Annotated in this window: 10 protein-coding genes and 1 pseudogene; 5 read left to right on the top strand and 6 right to left on the bottom strand. The window is 73.7% G+C overall.

Annotation, left to right across the window (positions count from 1 at the left end; genetic code table 11):
* Positions 1 to 120, top strand: a pseudogene (locus F6X68_RS25045) (NADPH:quinone reductase); the annotation flags it as partial.
* A gap of 200 nt (positions 121 to 320) precedes the next feature.
* Here F6X68_RS25045 and F6X68_RS25040 read toward each other — a convergent pair.
* Positions 321 to 1970: a fatty acid--CoA ligase gene (locus F6X68_RS25040; RefSeq protein ID WP_151456580.1), complete on the bottom strand. Its 1650-nt coding sequence runs from the start codon at positions 1968 to 1970 to the stop codon at positions 321 to 323.
* A gap of 83 nt (positions 1971 to 2053) precedes the next feature.
* Here F6X68_RS25040 and F6X68_RS25035 point away from each other — a divergent pair, with 83 nt between their 5' ends.
* A complete protein-coding gene (locus F6X68_RS25035; RefSeq protein WP_151456579.1) occupies positions 2054 to 2545 on the top strand; it encodes an NUDIX domain-containing protein in 492 nt (163 codons plus the stop codon).
* Positions 2546 to 2640: 95 nt separating this feature from the next.
* Here F6X68_RS25035 and F6X68_RS25030 read toward each other — a convergent pair whose 3' ends face one another.
* Together F6X68_RS25030 and F6X68_RS25025 are read right to left on the bottom strand one after the other, a co-directional pair.
* Positions 2641 to 4308, bottom strand: a complete 1668-nt coding sequence (locus F6X68_RS25030) for an MDR family MFS transporter (RefSeq protein ID WP_151456578.1) — start codon at positions 4306 to 4308, stop codon at positions 2641 to 2643.
* A 108-nt stretch (positions 4309 to 4416) separates the two neighbouring features.
* A complete protein-coding gene (locus F6X68_RS25025; protein WP_151456577.1) occupies positions 4417 to 4977 on the bottom strand; it encodes a type 1 glutamine amidotransferase domain-containing protein in 561 nt (186 codons plus the stop codon).
* A gap of 114 nt (positions 4978 to 5091) precedes the next feature.
* Here F6X68_RS25025 and rfaE2 point away from each other — a divergent pair, with 114 nt between their 5' ends.
* Together rfaE2 and F6X68_RS25015 are read left to right on the top strand one after the other, a co-directional pair.
* Positions 5092 to 6885, top strand: a complete 1794-nt coding sequence (gene rfaE2, locus F6X68_RS25020; RefSeq protein ID WP_151456576.1) for a D-glycero-beta-D-manno-heptose 1-phosphate adenylyltransferase — start codon at positions 5092 to 5094, stop codon at positions 6883 to 6885.
* Positions 6882 to 7760 (top strand): glycosyltransferase family 2 protein, encoded by an 879-nt coding sequence (locus tag F6X68_RS25015; RefSeq protein ID WP_151456575.1) that lies wholly within the window; start codon positions 6882 to 6884, stop codon positions 7758 to 7760. The genes rfaE2 and F6X68_RS25015 overlap by 4 nt, the downstream gene beginning before the upstream one ends.
* Positions 7761 to 7787: 27 nt before the next feature.
* On the opposite strand, the gene F6X68_RS25010 is transcribed toward F6X68_RS25015, so the two are convergent.
* The 3 genes from F6X68_RS25010 to F6X68_RS25000 are packed head-to-tail and all read right to left on the bottom strand — an operon-like array spanning position 7788 to position 10010.
* Positions 7788 to 8909, bottom strand: a complete 1122-nt coding sequence (locus F6X68_RS25010; RefSeq protein WP_151456574.1) for a glycosyltransferase family 9 protein — start codon at positions 8907 to 8909, stop codon at positions 7788 to 7790.
* 8 nt (positions 8910 to 8917) lie between these two features.
* On the bottom strand, positions 8918 to 9466 hold the full coding sequence (locus F6X68_RS25005; RefSeq protein WP_151456573.1) for an Hsp20/alpha crystallin family protein: 549 nt from the start codon (positions 9464 to 9466) through the stop codon (positions 8918 to 8920).
* Between the two features lie 37 nt (positions 9467 to 9503).
* A complete protein-coding gene (locus tag F6X68_RS25000; RefSeq protein WP_151456572.1) occupies positions 9504 to 10010 on the bottom strand; it encodes a DUF2231 domain-containing protein in 507 nt (168 codons plus the stop codon).
* 186 nt (positions 10011 to 10196) lie between these two features.
* Between F6X68_RS25000 and F6X68_RS24995 the strand changes: the two genes are divergently transcribed.
* Positions 10197 to 10814: a pyridoxamine 5'-phosphate oxidase family protein gene (locus F6X68_RS24995; RefSeq protein ID WP_132232018.1), complete on the top strand. Its 618-nt coding sequence runs from the start codon at positions 10197 to 10199 to the stop codon at positions 10812 to 10814.
* The last annotated feature ends 218 nt before the right edge of the window (positions 10815 to 11032 follow it).

Below are 11032 nucleotides of genomic sequence, written 5' to 3'. Positions count from 1 at the left end.
GGCGAGGACGCGGGCCTGCCGCTGCACCGTCACCCGCTCTCGGCGGCCGTCGCGGCCCACGAGGCGGTGGAGAACTCGGTGGTCGGGAAGGTGCTGATCACCACGAGCGGGGACGAGTGACGGCCGGAGGCCGAAAGCCCTCTGAGCTGGGCGGATTTCCCCGTAGTGGGCACAGAGGCGAACAAGTTTCGCAACAATGACGGTGCGGGTACCCCGCATGGAGCGGGCGGCCCCGGCGCGGTGCGAACGCCGGGGCCGCCCCTGGGGAGGGAATTCAGGAGTGTTCCCTACCCCAACAGGCGACGGTGCGCCTGAGAACGTTACGGGGCGGTCAGCTCCCGGACACTCAGTTCGCCCCCGGCGTACCGGGAACGGACGACCTTCTTGTCGAACTTGCCCACGCTGGTCTTCGGCACCGCGTCGATGACGGCCCAGCGTTCCGGCAGCTGCCAGCGGGCCACCAACCCGGCCAGGAACTCCCGCAGCTCCTCGACCGTCGCCGACGCGCCCTCGCGGAGCACGACGGTGGCCAGCGGCCGCTCACCCCAGCGCTCGTCGGGCACCCCCACCACGCAGGCCTCCAGCACCGCCGGGTGGGCCATCAGGGCGTTCTCCAGCTCGACGGAGGAGATCCACTCGCCGCCGGACTTGATGACGTCCTTGGCCCGGTCCGTGAGCGTGATGTAGCCGTCCGGCGAGAGAGTGCCGACGTCGCCGGTACGCAGCCAGCCGTCGCGGAACTTCTCCTCGTCCGGCACGTCGTCGCCGACGTACCGCGCGGTCACCCACGGCCCGCGGACCTCCAGCTCGCCGACCGACGCCCCGTCGGCGGGCAGCGGCTCGCCCAGCGGGCCGACGATGCGGGCCTCGACCCCGGCCGGCACCCGGCCCTGCGTGTAGCGGTAGCGCCAGGCCTCCTCGCCGGTCGCGCCGGCCGGCGGCCGGGAGACCGAGCCCAACGGGGACATCTCCGTCATCCCCCAGGCGTGGATGACGTCGATGCCGTGCCGCTCGGCGAACGCGTGCATCAGCGCCGGCGGGCAGGCCGAGCCGCCGACGATCACCTCCCGCAGCGAGGAACTGTCCACGTCGTGGGCGTCCAGGTGGGCAAGCAGGTCGGTCCAGATGGTCGGCACCGCGCCGGCCAGGGTGGGCCGCTCGGCGGCGATCATGTCGGCGATCGGCCCGGCCTGGAGGAACCTGTCCGGCATGATCAGCGACGCCCCCGAGAGGAAGGCCGCGTACGGCAGGCCCCAGGACATCGCGTGGAACATCGGCACGATGGCCAGCTCGCGGTCGGTCGGGCCGAGGCCGAAGCCCTCCGGCATGCAGACCTGGAGCGAGTGCAGGTAGATCGAGCGGTGCGAGTAGGCCACGCCCTTCGGGTTGCCGGTGGTCCCCGAGGTGTAGCAGAGGGCGGCGGCGTCGCGCTCGTCCACCTCGGGCCAGTCGAAGACGTCCGGGCGGTCGGCCAGCAGCGCGTCCCAGTGGTGCACGGCGATCCGGTCGCCGGCCGCCGCCGCGAGCGGGGCCGGGTCGCCGCCGCCGACGACCACCACGTGCCGCACGGTGCCCATCTCGCCGATCACCCGGGCCAGCAGCGGGATGAGCGTCGAGTCGACAAGCACCACCCGGTCCTCGGCGTGGTTGGCGATGTAGGCGACCTGGTCGGGGAAGAGCCGGAGGTTGAGGGTGTGCAGCACCGCGCCCATGCTGGGCACCGCGAAGTACGCCACCAGGTGCTCGGCGTTGTTCCACATGAAGGTGGCGACCCGCTCGTCGCCGGTGACACCGCACTCGTCGCGCAGCGCGTGGGCCAGCCGGGCCGCCGTGCGCCCGACCTCGGCGTACGTCATCCGGCGCGGCTCGCCGCCCGTCCAGGTGACGACCTCCGCCGTGCCGTGCACGGTGGCGCCGTGACCGAGGATCCGGGAGACCTGGAGGGGAGCGTCCATCATCGTGCTACGCATGGGTAACAAAGTAGTGTCGGCGGTCACAGGTTGGGAACCCTGGAATGCCGGTCGAGACCGTAACGGCACCGTAAATTGTCCGGGTGAGCATCTCCTGGGCCGATTCGTACGTGGGACAGCTACGCGCGCTCGCCGGTGACCGGACGCTGATGTTCGTCGGCGCCCGCGCCGTGGTCCGCGACAAGGCGGGGCGCCTCCTGCTGATCCAGCGCTCAGACAACGGGCAGTGGGCCCTGCCCGCCGGGGCGATGGAGCTGGGCGAGTCCATCGCCGACTGCGCCGTCCGGGAGGTACGCGAGGAGACCGGGCTGCGCGCGCTGCGGGTCAGCGCCTTCGCCCTCTACACGGGCCCGGACCGCACCCACACCAACATGTACGGCCACACGTACCAGATCTTCACGACCGCGTTCCGCGTCGACGAGTGGGACGGCGCGCTGACCCGGATCACCGACGAGACGACCGACGCGGGCTTCTTCCACCGGGCGCAACTGCCGGCCCCGCTCTCCGCGAGCGTCGCCGAGACCGTCGCCGACCTGGACGTCTTCGAGCAGACCAACCGGCTGATCCTCAAGTAGGCCGCCCGACCCGGCCCCGACCGGTCCCGACTCGGACCCTAGGTCGGGACCGGAGCCGAGGCCGAGGTCGGGAGCCGGAGCCGCGGTCGGGCCGGTCAGAGCATCGTCTGGCTCTTCGCCTCCATCTCGGCGGCGGCCTCCTGCTTCGACTCCCTGTCCAGCGGCTTGCCGCCGGGCGCCGGGCCCTCGCCGCCGAGGCCGTCCGTGCCGCCCGTGGCGCCGCCCGGGCCCGCACCGCGCAGCTTCTCGTTCGGCAGCGCCAGCGTGACCAGCACCGCCACGATCGCGATCAGGCCGGTGGTCAGGAAGACCAGGTGCAGCGACTCGACGAACGCCGCCTGGACGGCCGCGCGCACCGGGGCGGGGAGCGCCAGGATGGTCGCCGGATCGTTGACCGAGACGTCCGCCCCGCCGCTCGCCGCGACGGCGGCCTGCTGCTCCGGCGGCAGTACGGCGATCGCGCCCGGCAGCCGGTCCGCGAGTTCCGAGGTGAGCCGCGACGACAGCACCGCGCCGAGGATGGCGACGCCGAACGAGCCGCCCAGCGACCGGAAGAACGTCGCCGACGAGGTGCCGGCGCCCAGGTCGCGCATCGACACGGAGTTCTGCACGGCCAGGATCAGCGACTGCATGCAGAGCCCCAGCCCGACCCCGATCACGACCATGTAGCCGAAGGCCACCCAGAGCGAGGTGTCCACCTCCAGCCGGGTGAACAGCAGCATGCCGACCAGCAGCACCGCCGCGCCGGATACCGGGAACCACTTGTACCGCCCGATCCGGCTCATCGCCCGGCCGGTCAGCACCGAGGTGACGATGATGCCGGCCATCATCGGCAGCATCAGCAGGCCGCTGCGGGTGGGCGAGGCGCCCCGGACGATCTGGAGGTAGAGCGGGATGAAGATGATCGAGCCGAACATCACCAGGCCGAGCACGAAGCCGGCCGAGTTGGCCAGCGCGAACGTGGCGCTGCGGAACAGCCGCAGCGGCAGGATCGGCTCGGCCACCCGGGCCTCCTGGAGCACGAAGAGCACGCCGAGCACCGCGCCCGCGACGAAGAGGCCGATGATCACCCCGGAGCCCCAGGCGTACTCGTTGCCGCCCCAGCTCAGCGCGAGCAGCAGGCTGCTCACCCCGGCGACCAGCAGCGCCGCGCCGAGCCAGTCGATCGAGTGGTCGCGCCTGGTGAACGGGATCAGCCGCAGCACCCGGGAGCACACGATGATCGCCAGGATCCCCAGCGGCACGTTGATGTAGAAGATCCACCGCCAGTCGGTCTCGGCGAAGTAGCCGCCGACCAGCGGTCCGGCGACCGACGAGAGGCCGAAGACCGCCCCGAACAGGCCCTGGTAGCGACCGCGCTCCCGGGGCGACACCACGTCCGAGATGATGGTGAACGCCAGCGTCATCAGGCCGCCGGCGCCGAGGCCCTGGACCCCCCGGGTGACGATGAGCTGGGTCATGTCCTGCGACAGGCCGGCCAGCAGCGAGCCGAGCAGGAACGTGCCGATGGAGAAGAGGAAGACGGGGCGTCGCCCGTACAGGTCGGCCATCTTGCCGTAGAGCGGCGTCGAGGCCGTGGAGGCCAGCAGGTACGCGGTCACCACCCACGAGTAGTGGTTGATCCCGCCCAACTCGCCGACGATGGTCGGCAGCGCGGTGCCGACGATGGTCTGGTCGAGCGCGGCCAACAACATGCCGGTCATCAGGCCGAACATCAGCAGCCGGATCTGTCGCCCGCCGAGCGCCGGGGCTTCCGTGGTCATCCCGCCTCCTTTCCCCGCTCACCCGAAACATGCGTGCGGAGCGTAGGGCACCTTGTCGATCGTGGGGCCGGTGGCGCTCCGGCCACCGACCTCACGACCAACGATCGGTCAGCGGGACGAGTGCGGGCCCTCGGCGAACTCTTCGACGATCTTGGCGCAGAAGGCCGGCAGATCGTCCGGCTTGCGGCTGCTGACCAGGCCGCCGTCCGTGACGACCTGCTCGTCGACCCAGTCCGCGCCAGCGTTGGCCAGGTCGGTGCGCAGGCTGGGCCAGGAGGTGAGCCGGCGGCCCCGCACCACGTCCGCCTCGATGAGTGTCCACGGCCCGTGGCAGATCACCCCGACCGGCTTGCCGGCGTCGAAGAACGCCCTGACGAAGCGCACCGCGTCCGCGTCGGCCCGCAGGAAGTCCGGGTTCGCCACCCCGCCGGGCAGCACCAGCGCGTCGTAGCCGCCGGCGTCCGTGTCGGCCGCGGTCACGTCCACGTCGTACGTCTTCGACTGGTCCAGGTGGTTGAAGGACTGGATGGTGCCGGGCTTGAGCGAGACCAGCTCCACCGTGGCGCCGGCCTGCTCCACCGCCTCGCGGGGCTGGACGTACTCGACCTCCTCGACGCCGTCGGCGGCCAGGAACGCGATCCGCTTGCCCTGAAGTGTCGTCGCTGCCATCTCGGTCTCTCTCCTCTCCGGGGGTACCGTCCGTCCCTTCCCGGGGCCCGGTGCCCGAAACCCCTCCCGGCGGCGGCAGGTTTGGCCCGGATGCCCCGGGGGACCCGGGACGGCATGGCAGGAGGAGCAGCGGAACAGCGCCGGCTCGCCGCGGTGGTGGAGGGCTGGCTGGGTCGTCCCGTCCTGGTCGTCGGAGACGCCATGCTCGACGAGTGGCGCTTCGCCGAGTCCGACCGGCTCTGCCGGGAGGCGCCAGCCCCGGTCCTCACCCTGCGCCGGCGGATCTCCGCGGCCGGCGGGGCGGCGAACACCGCCGTGAACGTCGCCGCACTCGGGGGTCGGGCGGTGCTGGTGGCGCCGGTCGGCGCGGACGTCGCCGGCGACGAACTGCACGACTGTCTGGACCGGGCGGGCGTCTGGGACCGTACGGTCAACCAGCCCGCCCGCCCGACGCCGGTGAAGCGGCGGATGCTGGCGGGCAACCAGATCCTGCTCCGGGAGGACTCCGGCGACCCCGACGACGTGCTCGACGCCGACGGGGTGGCCCGGCTGCTCACCGCGCTGGACTGCGCCACCGAGGAGTTGCGCGCCGCTGGCGGCGAGGCGCCCACCCTGGTGGTCTGCGACTACGGCCTGGGCGCGCTGCCCGCACCCGTGCGCGCCTGGCTGGTGACCCACCGGGAGCGGTACGCGACGGTCGCGCTGGACGCCCACGACCTGGCCGACTGGCGCGGCCTGGCCCCGACGGTGGTGACCCCCAGCTTCGCCGAGGCGACCCGGCTGCTCGCCCGGGCCGCCGGCACCCGTCCGGCACCCGGTGCCGGGCTGCACCTGGACCACCCGGACGGCGACCCGGCCGACGGCCCCTCCGAACTGACGGTGGGCGTCTCCCCCGGCGGTGTCGCGCCGCACCACGCCGTCCACCGCCCCGGCCCGACGAACCCGACCGGCGAGCCGACGGCCGGCGAGGGCCGGGTGGCGATGACCGGGAACGGGCTCACCGTGACCGGCACCGGCGTCACCGTCAACGCCACGGCCGGCGAGGGCGTCGACCGGGCCGTGCTGGCCGAGTCCCGCCTCGCCGAGCTGCGCGCGCACACCGGCGCCGACGTGGTGGCGGTGACCCTGGACACCGACGGCGCGGTGGTCGGCGGGGCGGACGGCGAGCCCCGACGCAGCCACAGCACCCCCGTGCCGGCCAGCCACGCGGTCGGGGCGGGCGACGCGTACCTGGCGGCGATGACGCTGGCGTTGGCCGCCGACGCGCCGCTGCCCACCGCCGCGCAGCTGGCCCAGCTCGCCGCGACCATCACCGTCTCGGACACCGGCACCTGCGTGTGCCGCCGGGAGGACCTGCTCGTCGCGCTGGACGCACCGGTCGACGGGGCCGGCCACCGGGCGCTGGTCGGCATCGACGAGCTGGCCGCGCTCGTCGAGGAACACCGCCGGGCGGGCCGCGCGATCGTCTTCACCAACGGCTGCTTCGACGTGCTGCACCGGGGCCACGTGCGCTACCTGGAGCAGGCCCGCGCGCTCGGCGACCTGCTGGTGGTGGCGGTCAACTCCGACGGCAGCGTACGCCGGCTGAAGGGCCCGGACCGGCCGGTCAACCCGGTGGAGGACCGCATCGCCCTGCTCGCCGCGCTGGCCTGCGTCGACCACGTGGTGGTCTTCGAGGAGGACTCCCCGGCGGAGCTGATCGAGGCGGTCCGCCCCGACGTGTACGTCAAGGGCGGCGACTACCCACCGGAGATGGTGCCCGAGGCGCCGCTGGTACGCAGCCTCGGCGGGCAGGTCCGCACCCTCGGGTACGTCCCCGACCGGTCCACCTCGGCGATCATCGACCGGATCCGGGCGCACGGCCAGGAGCCGCAGGAGGACACCTCCCTGACGCCCGAGCCGTCGTGAACCGCCCGCTCGACCTCGGCACGGCCGGCGGGTTCCGCGCGGATCGGCTGCTCGACGTGCTGATCCCGACCCGCAACCGCCCCGCCGAACTGGCGGTCACCCTCTCCGGGCTGGCCGCCCAGGAGGGCGTACCCGGCTTCGGCGTGGTGGTCAGCGACCAGTCCGACGGCGACGCCGCGTACCGGCACCCGGCGGCGGCCACCATGGTCCGGGCGCTGCGCCACCGGGGGCACCCCGTGCTGCTGACCCGCCGGCTGCCCCGGCGCGGGCTGGCCGAGCACCGGGCGTACCTGCTGGCCGCCTCCGCCGCCCGGTACGTGCTCTGCCTCGACGACGACGTCTGGCTGGAGCCGGGCACGTTGCGCCGGCTGGTCACCGCCATCGAGGAGCTGGGCTGCGGCTTCGTCGGCAACGCGGTGCACGGGCTGTCGTACGCCGACGACGTCCGGCCGGAGACGCACCGACACTACGAGGAGTGGACCGGCCCGCCCACGCCGGAACGGATCCGCCCCGGCACGCCGGAGTGGGAGCGGGCGTCGATCCATTCGGCGGCGAACCTGCTGCACGTCACGCGGCAACTGGACCTGCCGTCGGGTGGCTGGCGGGCGTACAGGGTGTCCTGGATCGGCGGCTGCGTGCTCTTCGACCGGGCGAAGCTGGTCGACTCCGGCGGGTTCGACTTCTGGCGGCGGGTGGACGAGAAGCACCAGGGCGAGGACGTCGCCGCCCAGCTCGCCGTGCTGGCGCGCTTCGGCGGCGCCGGCGTCCTGCCCAGCGGCGCCTACCATCTGGAGTCGCCCACCACGGTCACCGACCGGGAGGTGGAGGCGTGGGAGGTCGTGCTCGCCGAGGAGGAGACGGCGCAGCCGGCCTGAGCCGACGCGCGCCCGCCCCGGGGCCGTTCAGGAGGCGCCGGGCTCCGGGCGGAGCAGCTCGCGGGCCGCCTCCAGGACCTCGACCACCGGCACGTCGGTGACGAAGGAGTCCCGGTGCGGGCACTCGCCGTCGCCGGGGCGGTGCGGGTAGATGCCCGGGGTGCAGTCCACGCCGCAGACCGGGCAGAGCACCGTCCACGAGCTGATCGGCCGGTGCCGGCCGCGCAGCAGGTTCGCCACCGTGATCAGGTTGCCGACCCAGAAGATGCCGACGGTCGCGGTGCCCACGGCGGCGGCCAGGTGCAGTGGCCCGGTGTCGTTGGAGACCACCAGCTCGCAGCCGGCGTAGCAGCCGGCCAGGCCGCCGAGGCTGAGCGTGCCCACCTGCGGCCGGACCGGCACCCCGGCCGCCGCGACCACCCGGTCCACCACGTCCTGCTCGGCGGGCGTGCCCGTGACCAGCACCTCGTACCCGTCGCCGACCAGCTCGCGGGCCACCTCGGCGAAGCGTTCGGCGGGCCACCGGCGGCGGGTGTCGGTGGCGCCGGGGTGCAGCGCCACTCTCGGCCGCTCCGCCGGGCCGAGCACCTCGGCCGCCTCGGCCCGGTCGGCGTCGGTCACGGCCAGCGCCGGGACGATCGTGGTGGCGCCCGCGCCGACCAGGCCGGCCACCTCCAGGTAGCGGATCACCTCCTGCTGGTAGTAGACGTACCGGATCCAGCGGTCCAGCGGCGGCGCGTCCTCGGCGCGCAGCCCGGCGGTGACCCGCGCCCCGAGGGCGGCGACGAACGGGTTGGAGTTGGCCCCGCCGCCGTGCAGCTGCAACGCCAGGTCGAAGCGTTCCCCGCGGGCCGCGGCCAGGAAGTCGTCAAGCGTCGACTCCGGCTCGCCCGGATCGGGACCCCGGATCCCCGGCGCGGGCGGCACCACCAGCACGCGGTCCACCGGCCCGGGCCGGTCGCGCCAGAACTTCGCGTGCCACGGCGCGCCGAGCAGCACGATCTCCGCTTCCGGGTACGCGGCCCGCAGCGCCTCCAGCGCCGGCAGGACGAAGATGAAGTCCCCGAGCGCGTTGGCGCGCAGCACGGCGATCCGCTCGACGTCGGGCACGCGGCCGCTGGCCGGGCCGAGCAGGTTCGGGGTGCCCACGCGGCTCGTTACGGCCGGTCGGTCTCGCCGACGGCGATGTCCGGGTGGTGCATCTCCCGGTCCGCGGCCGGGTCGAGGACGCTCGGCGTACCCCCGTCGGGGCCGGCGGGTCGGGGGCCGGTGCGGCCGACGGTGATGGTGCGCGGCGCGGGCCGGGCGGCCCGGGGCAGCCGCACCCGGAGCAGGCCGTGGTCCATGACCGCGTCGATGCTGTCGGGGTCCACCCGGGACGGCAGGTCGACCCGGTACTCGAAGCCCCTGGTCTCGAAGCCGCCGGGGATGCCGTGGTCGGCGTTGACCTCGGCCTCGGAGCGGGCCCGGACGCAGAGCTCGCGGTCGTCCAGTTCGACGGCCACCTCCTCCGGCGCCACGCCGGGCAGCCGCACCACGACCTCCCAGCCGTCGGCGGTCTCGGCCATCTCGACGTCCGGCGGCCCGGCCCGGCCCCCGACCAGCCGGCGCAGCTCCGAACGCAGCGACTGGAGTTCGCCCATCGGATCCCAGCCCTGCTGACGGCCGCGCCAACCCCGGCCGGTCCCGCCGCTCTGCTCGCTCATGCCGGCCCTCCGCTGACGACCCGCTCGCTGCGCTCGCTCATTGCACCTCTCCGATCCGGTGGGTGGCCGCCGGGGATCGCAGTGAGCTGGGCGCGTCCAGCCCGGCCTCCCGGTCCACGCCGACGCCGAGCCGGTCGACCAGTTCCCCGCCCAGCCAGGCGCTCACGCCGAGGATGGCCAGCGCGACCACCTCGATGGCGATCAGCGCGCCCCCGGCGGCCCGGGATTCGGCGTTGAGCCGGACCACCCAGATCGCGGCGAAGAGCAGGATCACCGCCACGTTGGCGGCGGCGTGGGTCAGCGCCACCCGCTTCGCGCGGGTGGCCGACGGGATGGCCAGCAGGTCGAACGTCCCGGCCGCCGCGGCCAGCAGGCCGCCGATCAGGCCGACGGTGATGTTCCAGTACGCGACCTCGCCGAGGAAGTCCGGCCCGCCGACGGTGTCCACCAGGTCGAACAGGACCGCGGTGACCAGCAGGCCGACCGGGAACATGACCAGCATCGGGTGGACGGGATGACCCAGCACCTTGAGCCGGCTCTCCATCGGGCCTCCACTGCTCGATATCTCCGGGCGGGTCGGGTCAGTCTCTCCGGGCGGGTCGGTCTCTCCGGGGCGGGTCGGGTGAGGCGGTACCCCCGCCCTGGAGGGACAAACCTCGCGCTGGTCGCGCTCTAGGCTGACTCGTGGCGGACACCCCGCCACCGGAGTCAACGCACGGGGGAGGATCACGTGACGGTGGACATCACCTCGCACGAGGAACTGCGCGAGCTGCTGGGGGCGCCGATGCCGCGCGCGGTGACCAAGGAGCGGCCCGTCCTGCACGCCCGGGACCGGGACTGGCTGGCCGCGTCGCCGTTCTGCCTGGTGGCGACGGCAGGCGCGGACGGCAGCTGCGACGTCTCGCCGAAGGGCGACCCGCCCGGCTTCGCGCTGGTGCTGGACGAGCGGACCATCGCTATCCCGGAACGGCCGGGCAACCGGCGCGCCGACGGCTACCGCAACATCCTGGACAACCCGCACGTCGGACTGATCTTCCTGATTCCCGGGCGTACGGACACGCTGCGGATCAACGGCCGGGCCCGACTGGTCCGCGACGCGCCGTGGTTCGACGACATGGTGGTCAAGGGGCACCGCCCGATCCTCGCCGTGGTGGTGGAGATCGAGCAGATCTTCTACCACTGCGCCAAGGCGTTCCTGCGCTCCGAGCTGTGGCAGCCGGAGAGCTGGCAGCCGGACGCACTGCCGTCCCGGGCCCGGCTGATCAAGGAGGTCGAGAACCCGGCCGAGAGCCTGGCCGACCTGGAACGCCACTACGGCCCGAACTACGCCACCACCATCTACACCTGACACCTCGCCGTCAGCTCCTGAGCCCTCCCCTGTCCGCACTTGCCGCCTCGCCGTCAGCTTCTAAGCCCTCGCTCGTGCCCACCTGACGCTTAGCCGTCAGCTCCTGCGCCCTCCCCCGCACTGGGCCATGTCTCCCGGGCCGCGTCCCCGGGCCGCCCGCGCGGGTGAGACACCGCGCTGCCACCCGCCGCAGATGTGGCGCGGTGGGGCCAACGGCG

The organism is Micromonospora sp. AMSO12t (assembly GCF_008806585.1).
Classification (GTDB): domain Bacteria; phylum Actinomycetota; class Actinomycetes; order Mycobacteriales; family Micromonosporaceae; genus Micromonospora; species Micromonospora reichwaldensis.
Note: the sequence above shows the minus strand (reverse complement) of the source record. Positions and strands in the feature narration are given on the sequence as shown.

Coding starts and splice junctions, on each gene's coding strand:
- F6X68_RS25005 (WP_151456573.1), bottom strand. CDS start 9,466: ATGAGCGAGCAGAGCGGCGGGACCGGCCGGGGTTGGCGCGGCCGTCAG.
- F6X68_RS25000 (WP_151456572.1), bottom strand. CDS start 10,010: ATGGAGAGCCGGCTCAAGGTGCTGGGTCATCCCGTCCACCCGATGCTG.
- F6X68_RS25025 (WP_151456577.1), bottom strand. CDS start 4,977: ATGGCAGCGACGACACTTCAGGGCAAGCGGATCGCGTTCCTGGCCGCC.
- rfaE2 (WP_151456576.1), top strand. CDS start 5,092: ATGGCAGGAGGAGCAGCGGAACAGCGCCGGCTCGCCGCGGTGGTGGAG.
- F6X68_RS25030 (WP_151456578.1), bottom strand. CDS start 4,308: ATGACCACGGAAGCCCCGGCGCTCGGCGGGCGACAGATCCGGCTGCTG.
- F6X68_RS25040 (WP_151456580.1), bottom strand. CDS start 1,970: ATGCGTAGCACGATGATGGACGCTCCCCTCCAGGTCTCCCGGATCCTC.